The sequence below is a fragment of the Bacillus luti genome, from assembly GCF_001884105.1.
In the GTDB taxonomy this organism is placed as follows: Bacteria; Bacillota; Bacilli; order Bacillales; family Bacillaceae_G; genus Bacillus_A; species Bacillus_A luti.
Window position 1 is genome coordinate 17,980 of record NZ_MACI01000088.1, and the last position, 19,874, is coordinate 37,853.

Consider the following 19,874-nt stretch of genomic DNA (forward strand, 5'->3'; position numbering starts at 1 on the left):
GGAATACAATCTACCATTGAATCCTATTACACTACCCTTACATTTTTGTAATAAAAAAAGATGAACGAATTTATTCGTTCATCTTTTAGCTTGCTTTAAAGCCACCACCAAGTACATCACGTACGTCGTGGATAACAACGAAAGCATCTTCATCTACTCGACTAATGACTTGTTTTAACCTAACAAGTTCTTGTTTATTTATAACAACATATAACACTTCTTTATTTCTACCCGTATATCCGCCGCGCCCTTCCAATACAGTAACGCCACGTGTCATGCTTTTCGTAATAGCCTCGCGAATCAAGTCTGGTTGATTCGAAATAATCGTAACAGCCGTTTTTGTATCCATCCCTTCTACGATGAAATCAATCACTTTCGCTCCGATGAATACAGCTACAAGCGTATACATTGCCTTTTCTTGCCCTATTATAAATACAGAACCAGCAATTACAACGATATCAATAATAAGTACGCCTTTTCCGACGCTCCATCCTAAATATTGATTTGCTAACTGTGCTAAAATTGCCGATCCTCCTGATGTACCTCCGGCCTTGAACATACAACCTAATCCAACACCGACAAATACACCAGCAAATAGTGCCGCCAATAACGTATCACTATTTACATGATACTCAATATGTTCCGTAACATATAAAAACAAAGATGTTTCTACAATCCCTAAAATTGTATAAACCATCGTTTTCTTATCAAAAAATTTATACCCAATAGCCAGTAAGATTGCATTTATAGCAAAATTCACAACCCCCGGCGACCAACCAAATAAATAATACGTAACAACCGTTACACCAATAATGCCACCCTCTGATAAACGGTTTGGAATTGCAAAATAATTAATACCAATTGCGAATAATAATGAACCAATTGTAATTAGTGTTATTTCCTTTATACGTTGATTAACCATAGTTCATACCCTCCCCCCATTTGACATTGTATCACTATCTCCTAGAGGTTTAGAAGTGGTTTTTATTCCGCATTTTTCCTCATAAAGATCAAGATATTATGTTTAAACAAAGGGGTGATTAATTATTCATATTTGCTCTAACTATACGGACAAATCGCTCCACATTCCCTTTCTGAATATGCTTAGCTCTAACCATTTCATGATTACACGTAAACTCAAAGTACGGATGAAAATCTATGCTATCTATATGCAAATATGAGTACTCTTTAAATGTTGAAGGATAGTACGGAAATTTCCCGTAAAACAGGAGACGTCTAGTAGTGGCAACAAAAATCCCATATTGATACGATAACGTAAAATTATCCTTCTCAAATATCCCTACTACAAAAGCCAAAACCTTTTCATCGTCCTCTACATACTTTTTCATACTCAATAAAAGTTCATTCATGCATATCACTCCAAATACTATTCATCGCTTTAACACTTGAAAAGAATCCATGGATTATTACAGACCGGTTTAATTCCTTTATAAAGTATGAAACGCGTTTCCTGTCAAAGATATTTCAAAAAAATAATCCGTTATGCGATTATACACATAACGGATTAAAACTAAACGGTAGAACGTTCCACAAGTTCATATGGAATTTCCACCTTTTCTTGTTTAGAACTTTCATCACTTATTTGCCTATAAAACATTTCAAAGGCCTTTTTACCTATCTCCTTTAAATTTTGATCAATGGTTGTAAGTTGTAACACTTGCGAAATAGGTTGATTATCAAAGCCAATAATCGCTAAATCCTCAGGAACTTGAATACCTAATTTTTCAGCTTCTGTCATAACCCCAATCGCAACTTCATCTCCCGCTACTATTAACGCTTCAGGAAGATCCTGCATCCCCTTTAACTTATGAGCAGTTCTCACACCATCTTCTAACGTAAAACATTCTGTAAAAATCCATTCCTCATTAACTTCTTCATCTATAGATTGCAATTGCTGTTTATAAACATCAAAACGCTTTTGACTACTCGGCCCTAATTTCCTTCCCGTACAATAACCAATTTTTTTATAACCTTTCTCAATCAAATAATCCATTCCTAATTGAAAGGCCGCCGAATGATTCGTATATACACTTGAGATATTTGAAATATCATTATCTTCACAAGCAACAATCGTCCCGTAGGAAGCATATGGCTCTATCGTTTCCCAATCATTCGCACGAGAACAAATAATAAGGCCATCCAATTGCTTTGTTTTTAACATATGTAAACTTTTCATTTCTTCTTTTTTATTATAGTTTGTTTGGCAAAGTAACACCTTATAGTTATGAGCTAACGCAACCTCCATCATTCCGCCCACCATCGCATCAAAACACGGATGATTAATATACGGTAAAATCACACCCACAATATTCGTCTTCCCTTTTGATAAATGAACAGCATTTGCGTTTTGTGAGTAATTCAATTTCTCAACTATTTCTAAAACAACTCTTCTTTTTTCTTCACTTACGTATGGATGATCATTTAGCACCCTCGAAACAGTTGTAACTGAAACCCCAGCCATCTTTGCGATATCTTTAATATTAGCCATACACTCACCTCTACTCCTAACTTAATGAATGCAATGAACATATGTCAATTCTTCTTATCATTACACCTTCATTCGTTTTTCTTACAAAAGTGTAATTTCCCTGTAAGCTAATTCGATAGTGACTCTCCGCAATATTTCATACAATTAAGTCAGAAACAGGGCAACAACTATTCGAAAAGGAGCGGATTCATATGATGAACAAAATGAAAACAAACAATTTCTTAAATACAATGGGCATGGTATTATCCGCTCTTATCGATGCAAAGTCTGTTGCTTCTACATTAAACAAGTAAGGAGAATGTATTATGAATAACATCAATTTTAACAAATTAGATTTTTTAGGACTAGCTAGCGGCTCGATTCTTCTTACTACTTTTATTTACGCTGCTACGCTTGTATAACTTTGTGTCCCCTTTCCCCTTTATATAGAAAAAGACGACCGCCTATGCCCGGTCGTCTTTTCTTATTTTTGATTCGACTGCAAAACTTCCTTTAGCTCCTCAAACTTCTCATTTAATTGATCCGTCATCATATTCATAGCCGTTTTCCGATCTATTTGTTCTCCAGCATCAATTTGAATTGGATCACCAAAAATTAATTGCGCCTTTTTCCCTTTTATTAATTCTTTTACACTTGATGGACCAACATAAGCTGCTGGCACTAATGGAACTTTAGAACGTAGCGCAATCGTAACAGCCCCAGCTTTTAATGAAACATCTTCTGTTGATCTCGTACCACTCGGAAAAATCCCTACAACCTTTCCTTCTTTTAATAAGCGTGATGGAATTTTAAGTGTACTCGGTCCTGGATTTGCACGATCTACAGGGAATGCATTTACATTTTTAAAGAACCAATTTTTGAATTTCCCTTCAAATAACTCTTTTTTTGCCATGTAATGGATTTGGGTCGGATACATCCCTGTCGCTAACATTAGTACATCCATAAAACTTGTATGCGTGCATGCAACAACATACGGACCACCTTCTGGTAACCTTTCTCTCCCTTGCACTTCTACTTTCCCAGCTGTTTTAAATATATATTTCAACAAAAATGTAATTGGTTTATACATTTGTTTCGTTCCTTTCTGAACATCCGAAGTATAATCATTTTCTTACAACAATTATAACACTAAGTTTTAGGAGTTAGTAATAAATTTAAGTATTAATTGTTAAATTTCAATTCTTACAAAAGTGTAATTTTCTTGTAAGCTAATTCGATAGTTACTTCTTACGATATGTCATACAATTAAGTCAGAAAGAAAGAAACAAGTAAGGAGAATACATTATGAATAACAGCACTTTTAACAAATTAGATTTTTTAGAATTAGCTAGCGGCTCGATTCTTCTTACTGCTTTTATTTACGCTGCTACGCTTGTATAACTTTGTGTCCCCTTTCCCCTTTATATAGAAAAAGACGACCGTCTATGCCCGGTCGTCTTTTTAATTTTTTCTTTCCTTTAATTCTTTTAAAAGCTGTATCAGTTCAGCTTGTTGTTTTACCTTCTTACGACCATTTCGATTAATCGCTGCAAGCTCGCAAGCAACTCCAACGGCGAAGAAAAACAATAAACTTTCTAACATGTTAAATCCTCCAATTGCCGATTAAACCGCTTGACGTAATTGCTCTTCTTGTAAAATCTTCTTATTTATATTTTCTTCTTTTCTCTGACAAACGTTATTGCGAATAAGTGCTGCAATAACAAGTAAGGTTCCCATAATATCAAACATCGTTATTTGATACCCTTGCATCATCATAATAACTAAAGTCGTAATAGGTACAAAGTTAATAAATAAAATACCATTAATAGATGATAAAATTTTCACACCGTAGTTCCAAGCGAGTAATGCTATAATCCCTGGTAATGTCATCATAAATAACAAATCATATTTCACAATAGAAATCGTTTCCATACTAGGAACTGAAACATATCCCAGTGCCGTAATAATTACCGTTATAATTCCTGTAACAGTCGTACCGAATACACAAGTCAATGTAGAATAACGTAATGTTGACCAATCGCTACACGTTTGACCACCCATCGTATAAATAACCCAACCTACAACCCCAACAAATATAAATGCTAGTGAAAATATGTTATCTTTCAATGTTAAAAAGAAACTCATATCACCTTTCGTAATAACAAATACAGCTCCTACAAAAGCAATAACCATACTCGTTATCATATATTTTTTCGGTTTCACATGCTTATATCCCCATAGAATACAAATCGAAATCATCGGCATAAGTGCTTCCATAATAGAGGCTACCATCACGCCTGATTTCCCCATTAACATTTGACCTAAAAATATAAGTACATTATATACAGTAAACGCCATCGTTCCGAAAAAGACGAGTAACTTCCCCCTTCCTTCTAAACGAAATGCCTGTTTCCCTTCTTTCATTAACAACAATACAATCAGTACGATCGCCACCGCTCCATAGCGAATAAGCGAAAAATAAAACGGATCTATGTATTCTAGCGCATGATCAGCAACTGGAAACATTGCTCCCCATGACATACTTGCAATTAAACACGCTAAAGCCCCTATTATCATTTGACCTCTTCTCACCACAATCCCCCGCTTCTTTCTATTTGCACAAAGAGAATTGTAAAAGAAAAAATATATCACGTAAAATGATTCAAAATGATGTTAACTATCATTTATAATGATAGTTAACATCAAGGAGGATCGTATTATGGAATTAAGAGATTTACAAATCTTCCAGAGCGTTGCCGAACAAGGTAGTGTAAGTAGCGCAGCAAAGGAATTAAATTACGTACAATCAAATGTAACTGCACGTATTAAACAACTAGAAAACGAGCTAAAAACACCGCTCTTTTATCGTCATAAACGAGGCATGACTTTAACAGCTGAAGGAAGAAAAATGCTCGTTTATGTTCATAAAATTTTGCAAGATGTCGATGAGCTAAAACAAGTATTTTTAGATAGTGAAACACCCTCCGGTATATTAAAAATCGGTACCGTCGAAACAGTAAGTACATTACCTACCATTTTATCTTCTTACTATAAAAGCTATCCGAACGTCGATTTGTCATTACAAGCGGGGCTAACAGAAGAATTAATTAGAGAAGTACTCGATCATCAATTAGATGGTGCTTTTATATCAGGGCCAATAAAACATCCACTTATTGAACAATACGATGTTAGTACAGAAAAATTAATGCTCGTAACACAAAATAAAGCTTTTCATATAGAGGAATTTACAACAACGCCTCTACTCGTTTTTAACCAAGGATGTGGATACCGTTCCAAACTAGAACGATGGCTGAAAGACGAAGGTTTGCTACCAAAAAGAATTATGGAATTTAATATATTAGAAACAATATTAAACAGCGTTGCACTCGGCCTTGGAATTACACTCGTACCACAGTCTGCTGTCCACCATCTTTCTAAGGCTGGCAAGGTGCATTGCCATGCAATCCCTGAAAAATATGGTAGTATTTCAACAGTCTTCATACGCCGTAAAGATAGCTATATGACGAATTCGATGCGTAGCTTTTTAAAAACAATTGAAGAGCATCATCATATCAATATGCTTTAAAAGACATTCTTACACGAATGTCTTTTTTTCTTACAAAAGTGTAAGTCTTTCGTAAGCTAATTCGATAGTTGCAGGCGAGCATATTTCCTATAATTAAGACATAAAGCAGGGCAACAACTATTCGAAAAGGAGCGGATACGCATGATGAACAAAATGAAATCAAATAATTTTTTAAATACAATGGGCATGGTGCTATCCGCACTTGTCGATGCAAAAGCAGTTGCAACTACATTAAACAAATAAGGAGAGATTATAATGAACAACATTACTTTCAACAAATCAGACTTTATCGGACTTGCAAGTGGAGCTACTCTTCTTACAGCGTTCATTTACACACTTGCCCAAGGTCTTGTTTAACACTTTGTTTCCCCAAACCCCTTTATATATAGAAAAAGCTGCTTGTCTTATGGACAAGCAGCTTTTTAGTTTGTTTCATATATAATTTGACCTGTTTTCGTCATATCGTATCCTCCAATCGCTTTTAATTCATTATGAAATTCTTCCGATTGCAGAATATCTTTCACAACTTCGATCAGCTCTTCATTTTCTTTATTCTTCAAAATCACTAAATCATACTGTTCTTTCATAATTGGAATAAAGTCTACATTTACAATCTGTGAAAACTTTTCTGATCCTACTCCCACGTCAGCTTTTCCATTCGCGACTTGCGTGGCAACACCAAGATGATTCGATTCTTCCCATTCATATCCACTAATACGTTCTTTATTTAACTTTTGAATGCGTAATTGCTCATCCACCAGCACCCTAATACCAGAACCTTTTTCTCGATTTACAAATCGTATAGATGAATGAGATAAATCAGCCCATGTTTTTATATTTTTTGGATTCCCCTTTTGCACATAAAACCCAACGTTCCTTGATAATAAATTAATCATAATACATGGTTGTCCAACTAAAATACGTTTTACGTAAGGAACATTATATGTACCAGTTTCGCCATCAAATAAATGCAAGCTAACGATGCTTCCTTCGCCTTGATACATTTTTACTAAACTCGTTAAACTACCTTGATATGCCCGTAATATATTAGAACTTGGCAAACCATTTTCTATACGCTTTGCCAACATATCTAACGTTAGTTCTTGTCCGCTAATAATGCATGTATTCGAGATACTATTGCCGTCATTCTTTACAGGGGCAACTTGTACCTTTCCTGTTTTCATTTGCTTAATATATTGTTCTAAATCTGCTGCATCAATACGCATCTGTCTACCAACTCTATAAGAAGGAAGTTCTCCTTTTTTAATTAAGTCGTATACAGTTAGTTTTGATACTTTTAATCGCTTTGCTACCTCTTCCGTTGTGTAGGAATGATGATCCATAGACGATTCCTCACTTTCTCCCTTCATTGTAACAAAGAAAAGAATATTTCTCCTATTTTTTAAAAACATCTACATGTTCAAATTATATCCAATTATAACTAGTTATATTTAGTTATAATTAGTTATAATTGAATATGTCAAAACGAAAGGGGATTTTTTTATGAATAAGTTTACATTACGATCCATCGGGGCACTTATACTTTCTTTTCTTCTTATCTTTAGTGTTGCATGTACAAGCGGAGATAAGAAAGAGAAATCAACCGCTAAAGAAGAAAAAGCAGTTGAACTTACTATATCAGCAGCTGCAAGCTTACAAGATGCGCTAAAGGAGATTGAAACAAAATATAAAGAAAAAGAACCTAATATTAAACTTTCTTTTAACTTCGGCGCTTCTGGTGCACTTCAACAACAAATTGAACAAGGTGCACCTGCTGATTTATTCTTCTCAGCAGCCGAAGATAAATTCCAAACTCTTGTTAAAAAAGGCTTCATTAATGAAAAAGAAGGGAAAAATCTTCTTGGAAATGAACTAGTTCTAGTCATCCCTAAGGATAGCTCTCTTACAAAATTTCAAGATTTAAAAGATGAGGAAATCAAAAAAATCGCACTTGGTACACCTGAATCTGTACCTGCCGGAAAATACGCGAAGGCTTCTCTAACACATGAAAACCTTTGGAATGATGTTCAAAATAAAATCGTATTTACAAAAGACGTTCGCCAAGTGTTAACATATGTAGAAACAGGTAATGTCGATGCGGGTATCGTATACAAAACAGATGCTCTCATTTCAGACAAAGTAAAAATTGGTGAAACAGCAGCAGCTACATCTCATGAGCCAATCCACTATCCTTTAGGCGTTATAAAGGAATCTAAGCATAAGAAAGAGGCGACTTCATTTTATGAATATTTGCAGTCAAAAGATGCACAATCTATCTTTAAGAAATATGGATTTACAGTCCTGTCATAATTGCTATGAGCTTTGATGCTATTTTGTCACCAATCTTTCTATCTTTACGGGTAGCTGCATGTGCCACCATAATCGTTACAATTTTAGGAACGATTATCGGACGAGCGTTAGCACGCTCCTCATGGAGATATAAAGTAATATTAGAAACTATTTTCTTATTACCAATGGTACTTCCGCCAACTGTAATTGGCTTTTTTCTCATTATCATTTTTGGAAATAACAGTCCCATCGGAACTTGGATAGAATCAATATTTCAGCAATCTATTATGTTCACATCTACTGCTGCTATCATTGCTTCTACAGTTGTTTCATTTCCGCTTATGTACCAATCGGCAAAGACAGGATTTTCTATCGCGAATGTACAAATTGAAGAGAGCGCCCGCGATCTTGGTGCAAGTGAATATCAAGTTTTTCTACACGTCACACTTCCGCTTGCATTTCCTGCCTTACTAAGCGGAATGATTTTGAGCTTTGTTCGTGCGCTCGGTGAGTTTGGTGCTACACTCATGTTTGCCGGAAACATTCCTGGTAAAACACAGACTATCCCAACTGCAATTTACATGGCCATTGATGCAAGCAATATGCAGCTCGCCTGGACGCTTGTAGTTATCACTATTAGTATGTCACTCCTATTTCTGCTATGTATTCAGCTTATTAACAAAAGAATTACTCACTCTTAAAGCAGCTTTTTTCGAAGCTGCTTCTTTATTTCTTAGGAAATAAAATATACCTTCGGGAAATAACTGAATTTTACCTTTTATTAAAATATACATTTTATTTGAATTCACTTTCTAAAATAGGCAATTTCCTGTTATTATATGGAGGTGTTTCAAAAAATGAAGAAATGAAAACGCATTTATATTGTGAATTCTTCATCCTGTTTTAGCGATCGGTAATCTTCTACTCTATTAGTGGGGCATTACCGATCGTTAGAACGATATGTAATTATATTGGTATAGGAAATCGAAGGGAGTCTTGTAATGGACATTTTATTAGCGCTTCTTCCTGCAATTGCATGGGGAAACATCTTATTAGTAAGCGTAAAAATGGGCGGTGGTGCATATAGCCAAACGGTAGGTATGACAATCGGTGCTCTATTCTTCGCAACAATTATGTATGTATTTACTCAACCAGCTTTAACAATGACAGTCTTGATTGTTGGTTTTATTTCAGGTTTGTTCTGGGCTTTAGGACAAGTAAACCAATTAAAAACAGTTGAAAAACTAGGTGTTTCAACTACCGTAACAATTTCTACTGGTATGCAACTTGTTGCAACTTCTATCTTTGGGGTTATCGCTTTCCGTGAGTGGACTACTACAACAACGATTGTTCTGGGAACGATTGCAATCCTATTAATCGTAGTTGGTGTTGTATTCACATCATTAGATGATAAAGAAAATGCTCAGCCACCAGGACAATTGAAAAAAGGACTTCTTACTTTAATTGTTTCTACTTTTGGCTATCTTGTATATGTAATTATTATTCGTTGGTATAATATCGACGGTTGGTCTGCTATTTTACCACAAGCAGTTGGTATGTTTGTTGGTGCGGTTGTACTGACATCTAAACATAAACCATTTAACAAATATGCAATCCGTAATGCTCTATCTGGTTTACTATGGGGAACAGGAAACTTATTCTTACTTCTTTCCTTACCACGTGTCGGAGTTGCGACAAGCTTCCCGTTATCTCAAACTGGAATCGTTATCTCAACATTCGGTGCGATTGTCTTCTTAGGTGAAAAGAAAACAAAACGTCAATTGATCTTTATTGCACTAGGTAGTGTTTTAATTATCGGCGGCGCTGTATTACTAGGTATGACAAAAGCATAAATTTATAATCTATTAATCCCTGAAGCATAACTGCTTCAGGGATTTTTTATTAAAACTATTTTTCAAATATAATAACTTTTATAACCTTATTTATATCAACCCTCCTCCCTCCATTTTCATCCTTCTCGCGATAAGCCTTTTCTTTTTACAAAATTCTCTTAAAAATGGTATCGTTTTTTATAACATATTCTCATCAGAAAGGAATAAAGGATATGCTAACTAAACATCGAATTTTATTTATTGGTGCTGGTCGTATGGCAGAAGCTATATTTTCCGGATTACTGAAAACAAGTAAAGAATACATCGAAGAAATTATCATTTCCAACCGAAGCAACGTAGCAAAATTAGAACAATTACAAGGGCAATATGATGTGTCTATTACAACCGATTGGAAGCAGCATGTTACATCTGTTGATACGATTGTTTTAGCAATGCCACCTTCTGCACATGAAGAATTATTAGCAGAGTTATCTCCGTTACTATCGAATCAACTTGTCGTAACGGTAGCTGCTGGCATTGGTCCATCTTATTTAGAAGCGAGACTTCCCGGGGGGACGCCTGTTGCTTGGATTATGCCAAATACAGCTGCTGAAATTGGAAAGTCTATCTCCTTATATACAATGGGACAATCAGTAACCGAGATGCATCTGGAAACCCTGCAACTGCTTTTAAGAGGAATTGGTACTTCGCAACTTTGCACTGAGGAAGAAGTGCATCAACTTACTGCAGTTACTGGAAGTGCACCAGCCTTCCTTTATTACTTTGCCGAAAGCTTAATTGAAGCAACAATAAGTTATGGAGTCGATGAGGCAACTGCAAAACATCTTGTCATTCAAATGATTTCTGGCTCTGCTTCTATGCTTGAACAAACGCAAGATCCAGCTAACCTCCGCGAACAAGTAACAACACCAGGTGGTTCCACAGCTGAAGGTCTCAAAACTTTATATGAGTATAATTTTTCAGAAGCAATTCAAAAAGCAGTAGAAGCAACAAACAAAAAAGCTAGGGGGAAATAATATGAGTTTAACAAGTTTAAAAGACTATACAACACTACATAACGGTGTAAAAATGCCTTGGTTCGGTTTAGGTGTTTTTAAAGTAGAAGATGGTTCAGAAGTAATTGATTCTGTAAAAGCAGCAATTAAAAATGGCTACCGCAGCATCGATACTGCTGCAATCTATCAAAACGAAGAAGGCGTTGGACAAGCGATCCGTGAATCAGGTGTTTCACGTGAAGAATTATTCATTACATCAAAAGTGTGGAATAGCGATCAAGGCTATGAAACAACACTTCAGGCATTTGAAACTACATTAGAAAAATTAGGCCTAGAATATTTAGATTTATATTTAGTACATTGGCCTGTAAAAGGAAAATATACTGAATCATGGAAAGCGTTAGAAAAACTTTATAAAGACGGCCGTGTTCGCGCTATTGGTGTGAGTAATTTCCACATTCACCATTTGCAAGATGTATTTGAAATCGCTGAAATTAAACCAATGGTTAACCAAGTAGAATACCATCCACGTTTAGCTCAAGAAGAATTACACACTTTCTGTAAAGAACATAATATCCAACTTGAAGCTTGGTCACCATTAATGCAAGGACAACTACTTGATAATCCAACGTTACAAGAAATTGCGACGAAATATAATAAATCAACTGCGCAAATTATTTTACGCTGGGATTTACAAAACGAAGTTGTAACAATCCCTAAATCTATTAAAGAACATCGCATTATTGAAAATGCAAATATATTCGATTTTGAATTAAGTACTGATGACATGAAAGCAATTCAAGCACTCAATGAAGATCGTCGCGTTGGTCCAGATCCAGATAACTTTAACTTCTAGTAGAAAAACCACTGCCATATGCAGTGGTTTTTTCGTTAAAGAAAACTGAAAATTTAAACTATATTTCATTAGGTTGACACTTCATTATCCAAGGTGTAAGATTTTGAATTATCAAAGAAACACAAAAATTAATAAAATTTATTCGTTTACTCATTGTATCAAGAGAGGTGGAGGGACTGGCCCTTTGAAACCTCGGCAACAGGTTCATTTTGAATACTGTGCCACTTCCTGCAAGCTTTATGGCTTGAAAGATAGAATGAGGGAATTCGTTTATATACGGGTGCATAACTTGTACGTAAAAATCCCTCTTTCTCAATATGAAAAGAGGGATTTTTTATTTTTCATTTCCCTCATCATCATCCAAACTTAATTATTTAGGAGGAAAATCAAATGAAAAAGAAGTTTGTACCCGGTATTGCATCAGTTGTAGGAGTAAGTATTTTATTAACTGGTTGCGGTAGTTATAAAAACGAAGCAAGCGGAGCAAATGCAAAAGACGAGGCACCTAGTAAACAGGTTTTAAACTTATCTTCACCTACTGAAATACGAACAATGGATACAGCTCGAGCTACAGATACTGATTCTGGTCAAGTAATGAGAAACGTATTTGAAGGTTTGTATAATCTTGGTGAAGGTAACAAACCTGTCCCTGGCGTTGCAAAATCCCATGAAGTAAATAGCGATAAAACGAAATACACATTCCATTTACGAGATTCAAAATGGTCAAACGGTACTCCTGTTACCGCGAAAGATTTTGTCTTCGCTTGGCAAAGAGCTGTCGATCCAGCAACAGCCTCTGAATATGCATTTCTATTCTTTGATATTAAAAATGCAACAAAAATTAACAACAAAGAGCTTCCAGCCGATCAACTTGGTGTAAAAGCAATTGATGACCATACGTTTGAGGTAGAATTAGAGCGTCCTGTTCCGTATTTTATTAGCTTAACAGCGTTCCCAACATTTCTACCAATTAACGAGGAATTCTTTAAAGCACAAGGTGATAAGTACGCTTTAGAAGATAATACAATCTTGTACAACGGAGCTTTTACACTAAGCGATTGGAAGCACGAACAAAGCTTTAAATTCAAGAAAAACCCTACCTATTGGGATAAAGATGCTGTCAAACTAGAAGAAATCAATTTTAACGTCGTGAAAGAAAAATCAACAGAAGTAAATTTATTTGAATCTAAACAATTAGACCGTATAAAATTAACGTCTGATTTTGTTGATAAATATAAAAAGGATGGTAACTTTAAAGAACGTCCGAACGTAGGCGTACAATTTTTACGTATGAATCAGCAAAACAAAGTGCTGCAAAACGTTTCTGCACGCCAAGCAATTGATCAAACGATTGATCGAAAATCCTTTGTAAATACGTTATTAAATGATGGCTCTACACCAACCTTTAGTCTCGTTCCAAAAAACTTTGCAAAAGGACCTGACGGAACAGACTTCCGCGTTGCAAACGGCGATTTAACAAAGGTTGATACAAAATCGGCACAAGAATTATGGAAAAAGGCAAAACAAGAACTTGGATCTGAAAAAATAACGTTAGAATTATTAACAAGTGATGGTGACCTTGAGAAGAAAACTGGTGAATTCTTAAAAGGACAACTAGAAAAGAATTTAGATGGCTTAACAGTAAATATAAAACCGCAACCGCGTAAGCAACAAGTTTCGCTTTTATTAAAAGGTGACTACGAAATCGGAATTGATGGCTGGAGCCCTGACTTTGCGGATCCAATTACATTCCTTGAGCTATTTACAACGAATAACCCTTATAACTTAGATCATTACTCTAATAAGGAGTTCGATGAAACAATAGCAAAAGTGAAAACAACTTTAGCTGGTGATGAAAAAGCTCGCTGGGAAGCATTACTAGCATCCGAGAAAATATTATTTAAAGACTCTGTTATCGCTCCTCTTTATCAAAAGGGAGAATCTTATTTAGAACGTTCTTATGTGAAAGGAATTGTGCAAGTAGACTTTGCAGGTCAATTAAACTTCAAATGGGCAAAAATTGAAAAATAAACTGTAACTTTGACCAACGTTATTCCACCATACTAATTATTTTTTCGCAAAACGCATTAAAAGTAGGTTCCTTAATACACGGGAATCTACTTTTTTAATATATTATTTCAAGAAATTAACATTCTATTTTTATTATTGACATATAGTTCTTTCCAGTGTTAATATTCTAAATAATCAAAGAAACGAAATATTTCACCATCAAAATATAATGTCTCTATGTTGAAACATATAACGATAGATTATAGTTCAACATGTATATACATATAGAACACCTGATTACCTATAAACAAATATTCATAATAGGTTTTATCTCCTTCTATAGCTACTTCAAGACATGGACATTATGACGTTACGAACAACACATTTAGGGAGGAAAGAACAATGAAGAAAAAAGTCGTACCTGTTGTTGCATCTGTTTTAGGGGCAAGTCTACTACTAACTGCTTGTGGGGGAAATAAAGATAATGCAAGCGGAGCGAAAGCAAATGATAAAGCACCTGATAAACAGGCAATTAACTTATCATTCGCTTCAGAAATTCCAACAATGGATGTTGCAAAAGCAACGGATGGGGAATCCATGAACGTAATGCGCAATGTTTTTGAAGGGTTATATGCAATGGGAGAAGATAATACACCGATTCCTGGTGTCGCTGAGTCGGTTGACGTTAGTCCCGATAAGACAAAATATACATTCCACCTGCGTGATTCAAAATGGTCAAACGGTACTCCTGTTACAGCAAAAGACTTCGTCTTCGCTTGGCAACGTGCCGTAAATCCTGATACAGCAGCTGAATATGCATTCTTATTCTTCGATATACAGAATGCGAAACAAATAAACCAAAAACAATTGCCAATTGATCAACTAGGAGTTAAAGCTCTTGATGATAAAACGTTAGAAGTACAACTAGACCGTCCTGTTCCCTACTTCTTAAGCTTAACGACATTCTCGACATTCTTACCAGTTAATGAAGCGTACTTAAAATCTCAAGGTGATAAATACGGTTTAGAAACAAATCATTTAATTTACAACGGTGCTTTCACATTAGATAACTGGAAACACGAACAAAGCTTCCAATTGAAGAAGAATCCTAACTATTGGGATGCTAAAACGGTAAAATTAGAAGAAATCAACTTTAATGTCGTTAAAGATAAGTCTACAGAAGTGAACTTATATGATTCAGGACAAATTGATCGTGTTGCTTTAACTGCGGAGTTTGTTGATAAATATAAGGGCGATCCAAACTTCAAAGAACGCGCTGAAGTTGGCATTCAATTTTTACGACTAAATCAAAAGAATGAAACGTTAAAAAATCAACATGCACGCCTTGCTATTAACGGTGCAATGAATAAAAAGGCATACGTAGAAACAATTTTAAATAACGGTGCTGTTCCAGCTGAAGGAATGGTTCCTGCGAAATTCGCAAAAAGTCCAGAAGGCAATGACTTCCGTAAAGAAAACGGAAACCTAGTCAAAGATGATGTGAAAGCGGCAAAAGAAAACTGGAAAAAAGCGAAACAAGAACTCGGTACTGACAAAGTAACAATCGAACTATTAACTAGTGATAATGCTTTAGCTAAAAAGACTGGTGAATATTTAAAAGGTGAACTCGAAAAGAATCTAGATGGCTTAACAGTGAATTTAAAACCACAACCACGTAAACAACAGTTGAAACTACTATTAAGTGGTGATTATGAAATCGGTATTGACGGTTGGGGCCCTGACTTCGCTGATCCAATTACATTCTTAGATTTATTTACAACAGATAGTGCTTATAACTTTGATAAATACTCTAACAAAGAGTACGATGAGCTAATTCATAAAGTGAAAACAGATTTAGCTGGCGATGAAAAAGCACGCTTTGAAGCAATGAAGCAAGCTGAAAAAATCTTATTACAAGACGGTGCTGTCGCTCCTTTATACCAACAAGGTCGTTCTTACTTACAACGCTCTTTCATTAAAGGACTTGTAACAACTGACTTCGGCGGTGAATTTAACTATAAGTGGACAGAAGTTGCAAAATAATAAATAAAAAAGGTATCCAATCACAGGATACCTTTTTTATTTTATACTTCTTTAACTACATGACTTCTTCTCTCCACTATTCCTTTTATAGATACAGTAATGACTGCTACCAATTGCGTGACTAATATAATGACTAATAATGAAATAATATTTTTCTCTAAACTAACTCCCCAAAATATTATTGTATAATAGCCATTTGCTGCATAGGTTGCGGGAAATAATTCGCCGATTGTTTGATATGTTTTAGAAAGCATCTCATGTGGTACGATTACACCCGAACTTACGAGTTGTAACGATAGCGAAATTATATTAAAGATCATACCTGCATTTCCGAAAACAGCTATGCACATTTGTGTTAATGAAAGAAAGGCGAAGAAGACTATCGTCAATAATCCTCTTTACCTTCCTTTTGCATTGAACCAAAACTCATCATAAATATAAACACAAACATCAAATATGTTCTCCACGTCAAAGAAGGTATATGCCCTGGCCAAAGATAGCTAACTAAATAGTTAATTCCCATAATACAAGACGATATTACTAAACTAATACTTATTAGTTTTACATATTTGAGCATATCTTTTCTCCTTGTTTTTTATTTTTCTACTTCTTCAAATTGTAGATTCACCGGCTCTTCTAAAAGTGTTTCATAAAAGTTTTCTGCCAAATCTGTTGAAGGAATTTTTTCATCTACTTCATCAAATCGAATACTATCTAGCCACACACAACCTTCTCCTGATAATAAAACACCAAATGCAATACCAAGTGCTTCTTCTTTTATATCTAATACAACCGAGTACGATTGCCAGTTATTCGTACTTTTAATTGGACGATTTTGCATATTATCCATAGCGAGGGGTTCTGTATCTTTTCCATCTACTCGCATCCACAATCCCGCCCAATCTCTTACGTTTTCACTCTTAACAAATGCTGTAAACCGTAACCTCTTCCCTACATATTTATCCGCTCGGAACATTTGCATTAATGTTGAAAATCCTCCGTGCGTAACATTCTCTTTTGCTTTTATGTATGCAGATACTTTCCCTTGATGGACAACTTCATAATCTAAACCCATCTCATATTCAGCAGGATGGCTTCCACTTAAGATCCATCCTTTCGGTATACCCTTTTGCATTGAAACACCCTCTCTTTCTATATAAAATGACTGGAAGTACTTTCGATATTTTTTTGGTGGCAATTGAAACATTCTTTTAAAAGCTCTCGTAAATGCCTCTTGTGAGGAAAAACCATATTGCATTGCAATATCAATAACAGCTCTTTCAGTCGATACTAAAGCCTGTGCAGCATGAGTTAATCTTCTCTTTCGAATGTAATCCGTTACACTCATCCCAATATAACTTTGAAAAATACGATGAAAATGGTACATTGACACCGCACTGTGAGATGCCACTTTTTCTGTTGTAAGCTCCTCATCTAAATGATCCTCTATATATTTAATTGCTTTTTTTATCATCTCTTTATATTCTTCATGCATTTTAGTACCTCCTCACAACTTAAATTTACCATATACATACAAATTGTTTTTGATTTAAATTGCTGATTAGCCCATGTGGCTACAGGATAATAATTTATTTTCAACTCATACATAATTACACGTTTTTTGGAAAAACTTGTATAGAACAAATTTACATAAGGAGGAATTTATAATGAAAACTCTACTATCCCTTTTATTAGCTCTTATGCTAGTACCTGCATTAACAGGATGTAAAGCTCCTGCAAAAGACGATACAACTTCTGATAAGAAAACGACGGAAGAAGCAAAAAATGAGGCTCCTGCAGATTTAAAACTTAATTTTAATGAATTTAGTTTAGATGCAGACTATCAAGATACGAAGAAAGACTATGAGGCTGATTATAAAAACTTAGCAGCTGATAAGAAAATGGAGGCAAAGCTTGAAGACCATAAAACAAATGCAAAGTTCACAGGTGACGAGGCTATTACAAAATTAAGCCCCCTTCTACAAGAATTAAAATTTGATAAAGATACTCCTGACCAAGAAGTAATCGATCAAGTAGTAAACGTGTTTAAACTTGATAAGGACTATCAAAAATTCGATTTAGAAGTTGTTTTCTCTGATGGAACGAAAAAAGAATATAAACGAGAAATAAAATAAAGAAGTAGGCGATTGCCTACTTCTTTATTTTATTTCTTAGCATATCGTAAGCTTGGTTGAGATCCTACGTAGTATTCTAATCCAGATACAGATGACTTTTGTAAATAAGAATCTGTTGGGAATACAAGTGGGATTAAAGGATATTCTGTAAACATAATATCTTCTGCTTGATGTAATAAATCAAAGCGTTTATTTTCATCTTGTTCTAATTTTGCTTGATTAATTAAATTATCGAAGTCTTTGTTAAACCATTTCGCATAGTTATTTGGTCCATCACCTGCATAAATTTCTAATTGAGCAGCTGGATCTAATGTAGATCCTCCCCATCCCATGTATGCAATTTGGAAGTCACTTTGTTTGTACATATCAATATAACTTTTCCACTCTTTACCTTCTATTTTCACATCTACACCAAGATTTTTCTTAAACATTTCTTGAAGTGTTTCAGCTATTTTCTTCTTATCTGAATATTTTACTGTTACTTCTGGAAGAGTAGCCCATCCTTCTTCCTTCATACCTTCTTCTAATAGATTCTTAGCTACTGCAGGATCATATTTAAAATAATCACCTTTCTCTTTACGGAAGTCGCGGCCACCTTCTGTTTTTGCTCCTTCTGGAACAAAGCCATATGCTTCTTTTGCATTATTCTTTAATATTTTCTCTACGATAAACTTACGATCTACAGCTAATGCAAAAGCTTTACGAATTTTAGCATTTGTAAATGGTGGTTTCTCTGAATTAAATGAGTAAATATGAGTTGAGTAGTCTTGCATTTTTTTAAACTCTTTATTGTTTTGTTCCTTCTCAACTAAATCCGTTGGTATGTGAGATAATAAATCTAGTTCTCCAGATTTGTATAATTGATACGCTGTTTTACCTTCTGGAATAATACGGAATTCAATTTCTTTTGATGCTACTTTTTTATCATGGAACTCTTTGTTTTTTTCTAGAATAATCGCTTGATTATGCTTCCATTCTTTCAATGTGAAAGGACCATTTGTAATTAATTCTTTTGGATCTACTTTTAATTTACCTTTTTCATCAATAGATTTTTTATTCAGCGGAATATATAACGACTGGGATAATGTTCTTTTAATAGATGTCACTGGGTGTTCAAATTGTAACTTTAGAGTTACATCATCTACTGCTTGAATTCCTACTGCATCTTCTTCACCTTTCCCTGTATTAAATGCTTCTCCACCTTTAATGAAATATAGTTCTGTTGCATTCATAGAGCCCGTTTTAGGGTTTAATATTCTCTTCCAAGCAAATTCAAAATCTTTTGCTGTTAATGGGGAACCATCAGACCATTTTAATCCTTTTTTCAAATAGAACGTATACTCTTTTCCATCTGCCCCAGCTTCCTCTTTCTCTACTAAATCCTTTTCAAATTTCCCATCACTTGTCTGTCTATACAAAGTTGCAAATAAGTGCTCAATTACATAATTAGAGTTATTATCTGTTGAAATTGCTGAATCTAGCGTATAAGGATCACTACCAAGATTCGTTACGAAACGCTCTCCTTTACTAGCACTTGCTTTTGAAGTGTCTTTCTTGCCGCAAGCGACAGAAGTAATTGCTAATACGGTCATAATGACAAATAATAAAAACTTCTTCAT

At 34.9% G+C, this 19,874-nt stretch carries 23 protein-coding genes and 1 riboswitch; of the genes, 12 read left to right on the top strand and 11 right to left on the bottom strand.

What is annotated here, in order from left to right; all coding sequences use genetic code 11:
* Positions 1-85 precede the first annotated feature (85 nt).
* The 3 genes from BAQ48_RS21685 to BAQ48_RS21695 form a co-directional block, all read right to left on the bottom strand.
* Entirely contained in the window at positions 86-922 is an 837-nt protein-coding gene (locus tag BAQ48_RS21685; protein ID WP_000248058.1) for a YitT family protein, read from the bottom strand.
* 118 nt (positions 923-1,040) lie between these two features.
* The gene (locus BAQ48_RS21690) at positions 1,041-1,370 is read right to left on the bottom strand and encodes a PH domain-containing protein (protein WP_071712790.1); all 330 of its coding nucleotides are present in this window, start codon (positions 1,368-1,370) and stop codon (positions 1,041-1,043) included.
* Positions 1,371-1,531: 161 nt separating this feature from the next.
* Positions 1,532-2,509 carry a LacI family DNA-binding transcriptional regulator gene (locus BAQ48_RS21695; RefSeq protein ID WP_001273928.1) on the bottom strand — a complete coding sequence of 326 codons (978 nt, stop codon included), beginning with the start codon at positions 2,507-2,509 and terminating at the stop codon, positions 1,532-1,534.
* 305 nt (positions 2,510-2,814) lie between these two features.
* Here BAQ48_RS21695 and BAQ48_RS21700 point away from each other — a divergent pair, with 305 nt between their 5' ends.
* Entirely contained in the window at positions 2,815-2,910 is a 96-nt protein-coding gene (locus tag BAQ48_RS21700) for a DUF3948 family protein (RefSeq protein ID WP_071712791.1), read from the top strand.
* 62 nt (positions 2,911-2,972) lie between these two features.
* On the opposite strand, the gene BAQ48_RS21705 is transcribed toward BAQ48_RS21700, so the two are convergent.
* Positions 2,973-3,578 carry a lysophospholipid acyltransferase family protein gene (locus tag BAQ48_RS21705; protein WP_071712792.1) on the bottom strand — a complete coding sequence of 202 codons (606 nt, stop codon included), beginning with the start codon at positions 3,576-3,578 and terminating at the stop codon, positions 2,973-2,975.
* A gap of 215 nt (positions 3,579-3,793) precedes the next feature.
* On the opposite strand from BAQ48_RS21705, the gene BAQ48_RS21710 reads away from it, so the two are divergent.
* Positions 3,794-3,889: a DUF3948 family protein gene (locus BAQ48_RS21710; RefSeq protein ID WP_071712793.1), complete on the top strand. Its 96-nt coding sequence runs from the start codon at positions 3,794-3,796 to the stop codon at positions 3,887-3,889.
* Between the two features lie 60 nt (positions 3,890-3,949).
* On the opposite strand, the gene BAQ48_RS21715 is transcribed toward BAQ48_RS21710, so the two are convergent.
* Together BAQ48_RS21715 and BAQ48_RS21720 are read right to left on the bottom strand one after the other, a co-directional pair.
* On the bottom strand, positions 3,950-4,090 hold the full coding sequence (locus BAQ48_RS21715; RefSeq protein WP_071712794.1) for a YrzO family protein: 141 nt from the start codon (positions 4,088-4,090) through the stop codon (positions 3,950-3,952).
* Positions 4,091-4,111: 21 nt separating this feature from the next.
* Positions 4,112-5,080 carry a DMT family transporter gene (locus BAQ48_RS21720; protein ID WP_001252502.1) on the bottom strand — a complete coding sequence of 323 codons (969 nt, stop codon included), beginning with the start codon at positions 5,078-5,080 and terminating at the stop codon, positions 4,112-4,114.
* Positions 5,081-5,207: 127 nt separating this feature from the next.
* On the opposite strand from BAQ48_RS21720, the gene BAQ48_RS21725 reads away from it, so the two are divergent.
* Together BAQ48_RS21725 and BAQ48_RS21730 are read left to right on the top strand one after the other, a co-directional pair.
* Positions 5,208-6,074, top strand: coding sequence for a LysR family transcriptional regulator (locus BAQ48_RS21725; protein WP_071712795.1), 867 nt, complete (start codon positions 5,208-5,210; stop codon positions 6,072-6,074).
* Positions 6,075-6,329: 255 nt separating this feature from the next.
* Positions 6,330-6,431: a DUF3948 family protein gene (locus BAQ48_RS21730; protein ID WP_001060018.1), complete on the top strand. Its 102-nt coding sequence runs from the start codon at positions 6,330-6,332 to the stop codon at positions 6,429-6,431.
* Positions 6,432-6,496: 65 nt separating this feature from the next.
* On the opposite strand, the gene BAQ48_RS21735 is transcribed toward BAQ48_RS21730, so the two are convergent.
* Positions 6,497-7,444, bottom strand: coding sequence for a substrate-binding domain-containing protein (locus BAQ48_RS21735; protein WP_084064992.1), 948 nt, complete (start codon positions 7,442-7,444; stop codon positions 6,497-6,499).
* Between the two features lie 133 nt (positions 7,445-7,577).
* On the opposite strand from BAQ48_RS21735, the gene modA reads away from it, so the two are divergent.
* The 7 genes from modA to BAQ48_RS21770 all read left to right on the top strand — a co-directional run bounded on the left by modA (position 7,578) and on the right by BAQ48_RS21770 (position 16,120).
* The gene (gene modA / locus BAQ48_RS21740; protein WP_071712796.1) at positions 7,578-8,384 is read left to right on the top strand and encodes a molybdate ABC transporter substrate-binding protein; all 807 of its coding nucleotides are present in this window, start codon (positions 7,578-7,580) and stop codon (positions 8,382-8,384) included.
* Positions 8,385-8,389: 5 nt separating this feature from the next.
* On the top strand, positions 8,390-9,064 hold the full coding sequence (modB, locus tag BAQ48_RS21745; RefSeq protein ID WP_000006671.1) for a molybdate ABC transporter permease subunit: 675 nt from the start codon (positions 8,390-8,392) through the stop codon (positions 9,062-9,064).
* A 300-nt stretch (positions 9,065-9,364) separates the two neighbouring features.
* On the top strand, positions 9,365-10,216 hold the full coding sequence (locus tag BAQ48_RS21750) for a GRP family sugar transporter (protein WP_000353549.1): 852 nt from the start codon (positions 9,365-9,367) through the stop codon (positions 10,214-10,216).
* Between the two features lie 212 nt (positions 10,217-10,428).
* Positions 10,429-11,232: a pyrroline-5-carboxylate reductase gene (gene proC, locus BAQ48_RS21755; protein ID WP_071712797.1), complete on the top strand. Its 804-nt coding sequence runs from the start codon at positions 10,429-10,431 to the stop codon at positions 11,230-11,232.
* 1 nt (position 11,233) lies between these two features.
* On the top strand, positions 11,234-12,067 hold the full coding sequence (locus BAQ48_RS21760) for an aldo/keto reductase (protein ID WP_071712798.1): 834 nt from the start codon (positions 11,234-11,236) through the stop codon (positions 12,065-12,067).
* 152 nt (positions 12,068-12,219) lie between these two features.
* A riboswitch (SAM riboswitch) is annotated at positions 12,220-12,325 on the top strand.
* 132 nt (positions 12,326-12,457) lie between these two features.
* Positions 12,458-14,098 carry a peptide ABC transporter substrate-binding protein gene (locus BAQ48_RS21765; protein WP_071712799.1) on the top strand — a complete coding sequence of 547 codons (1,641 nt, stop codon included), beginning with the start codon at positions 12,458-12,460 and terminating at the stop codon, positions 14,096-14,098.
* A 381-nt stretch (positions 14,099-14,479) separates the two neighbouring features.
* Complete coding sequence (locus BAQ48_RS21770; RefSeq protein ID WP_071712800.1) at positions 14,480-16,120, top strand: peptide ABC transporter substrate-binding protein; 1,641 nt, start codon at positions 14,480-14,482, stop codon at positions 16,118-16,120.
* Between the two features lie 41 nt (positions 16,121-16,161).
* Here BAQ48_RS21770 and BAQ48_RS21775 read toward each other — a convergent pair whose 3' ends face one another.
* The 3 genes from BAQ48_RS21775 to BAQ48_RS21785 are packed head-to-tail and all read right to left on the bottom strand — an operon-like array spanning position 16,162 to position 17,615.
* On the bottom strand, positions 16,162-16,509 hold the full coding sequence (locus BAQ48_RS21775; RefSeq protein WP_071712801.1) for an ABC-2 transporter permease: 348 nt from the start codon (positions 16,507-16,509) through the stop codon (positions 16,162-16,164).
* Positions 16,506-16,697: a hypothetical protein gene (locus tag BAQ48_RS21780; RefSeq protein WP_071712802.1), complete on the bottom strand. Its 192-nt coding sequence runs from the start codon at positions 16,695-16,697 to the stop codon at positions 16,506-16,508. Before BAQ48_RS21780 ends, BAQ48_RS21775 begins: the two co-directional genes overlap by 4 nt.
* Before the next feature lie 18 nt (positions 16,698-16,715).
* The gene (locus BAQ48_RS21785) at positions 16,716-17,615 is read right to left on the bottom strand and encodes a helix-turn-helix transcriptional regulator (protein WP_071712803.1); all 900 of its coding nucleotides are present in this window, start codon (positions 17,613-17,615) and stop codon (positions 16,716-16,718) included.
* Positions 17,616-17,787: 172 nt separating this feature from the next.
* Here BAQ48_RS21785 and BAQ48_RS21790 point away from each other — a divergent pair, with 172 nt between their 5' ends.
* Positions 17,788-18,255, top strand: a complete 468-nt coding sequence (locus BAQ48_RS21790; protein WP_071712804.1) for a YusW family protein — start codon at positions 17,788-17,790, stop codon at positions 18,253-18,255.
* Positions 18,256-18,284: 29 nt separating this feature from the next.
* Here the strand turns inward: BAQ48_RS21790 and BAQ48_RS21795 are convergent, their stop codons facing one another.
* Complete coding sequence (locus tag BAQ48_RS21795; protein ID WP_071712805.1) at positions 18,285-19,874, bottom strand: peptide ABC transporter substrate-binding protein; 1,590 nt, start codon at positions 19,872-19,874, stop codon at positions 18,285-18,287.

Excerpts from the sequence above, each read along its gene's own strand:
- BAQ48_RS21685 (WP_000248058.1), bottom strand. The coding sequence starts at position 922 with ATGGTTAATCAACGTATAAAGGAAATAACACTAATTACAATTGGTTCA.
- BAQ48_RS21690 (WP_071712790.1), bottom strand. The coding sequence starts at position 1,370 with ATGAATGAACTTTTATTGAGTATGAAAAAGTATGTAGAGGACGATGAA.
- BAQ48_RS21695 (WP_001273928.1), bottom strand. The coding sequence starts at position 2,509 with ATGGCTAATATTAAAGATATCGCAAAGATGGCTGGGGTTTCAGTTACA.
- BAQ48_RS21700 (WP_071712791.1), top strand. The coding sequence starts at position 2,815 with ATGAATAACATCAATTTTAACAAATTAGATTTTTTAGGACTAGCTAGC.
- BAQ48_RS21705 (WP_071712792.1), bottom strand. The coding sequence starts at position 3,578 with ATGTATAAACCAATTACATTTTTGTTGAAATATATATTTAAAACAGCT.
- BAQ48_RS21710 (WP_071712793.1), top strand. The coding sequence starts at position 3,794 with ATGAATAACAGCACTTTTAACAAATTAGATTTTTTAGAATTAGCTAGC.
- BAQ48_RS21715 (WP_071712794.1), bottom strand. The coding sequence starts at position 4,090 with ATGTTAGAAAGTTTATTGTTTTTCTTCGCCGTTGGAGTTGCTTGCGAG.
- BAQ48_RS21725 (WP_071712795.1), top strand. The coding sequence starts at position 5,208 with ATGGAATTAAGAGATTTACAAATCTTCCAGAGCGTTGCCGAACAAGGT.
- BAQ48_RS21730 (WP_001060018.1), top strand. The coding sequence starts at position 6,330 with ATGAACAACATTACTTTCAACAAATCAGACTTTATCGGACTTGCAAGT.
- BAQ48_RS21735 (WP_084064992.1), bottom strand. The coding sequence starts at position 7,444 with ATGAAGGGAGAAAGTGAGGAATCGTCTATGGATCATCATTCCTACACA.
- modA (WP_071712796.1), top strand. The coding sequence starts at position 7,578 with ATGAATAAGTTTACATTACGATCCATCGGGGCACTTATACTTTCTTTT.
- modB (WP_000006671.1), top strand. The coding sequence starts at position 8,390 with ATGAGCTTTGATGCTATTTTGTCACCAATCTTTCTATCTTTACGGGTA.
- BAQ48_RS21750 (WP_000353549.1), top strand. The coding sequence starts at position 9,365 with ATGGACATTTTATTAGCGCTTCTTCCTGCAATTGCATGGGGAAACATC.
- proC (WP_071712797.1), top strand. The coding sequence starts at position 10,429 with ATGCTAACTAAACATCGAATTTTATTTATTGGTGCTGGTCGTATGGCA.
- BAQ48_RS21760 (WP_071712798.1), top strand. The coding sequence starts at position 11,234 with ATGAGTTTAACAAGTTTAAAAGACTATACAACACTACATAACGGTGTA.
- BAQ48_RS21765 (WP_071712799.1), top strand. The coding sequence starts at position 12,458 with ATGAAAAAGAAGTTTGTACCCGGTATTGCATCAGTTGTAGGAGTAAGT.
- BAQ48_RS21770 (WP_071712800.1), top strand. The coding sequence starts at position 14,480 with ATGAAGAAAAAAGTCGTACCTGTTGTTGCATCTGTTTTAGGGGCAAGT.
- BAQ48_RS21780 (WP_071712802.1), bottom strand. The coding sequence starts at position 16,697 with ATGCTCAAATATGTAAAACTAATAAGTATTAGTTTAGTAATATCGTCT.
- BAQ48_RS21785 (WP_071712803.1), bottom strand. The coding sequence starts at position 17,615 with ATGCATGAAGAATATAAAGAGATGATAAAAAAAGCAATTAAATATATA.
- BAQ48_RS21790 (WP_071712804.1), top strand. The coding sequence starts at position 17,788 with ATGAAAACTCTACTATCCCTTTTATTAGCTCTTATGCTAGTACCTGCA.
- BAQ48_RS21795 (WP_071712805.1), bottom strand. The coding sequence starts at position 19,874 with ATGAAGAAGTTTTTATTATTTGTCATTATGACCGTATTAGCAATTACT.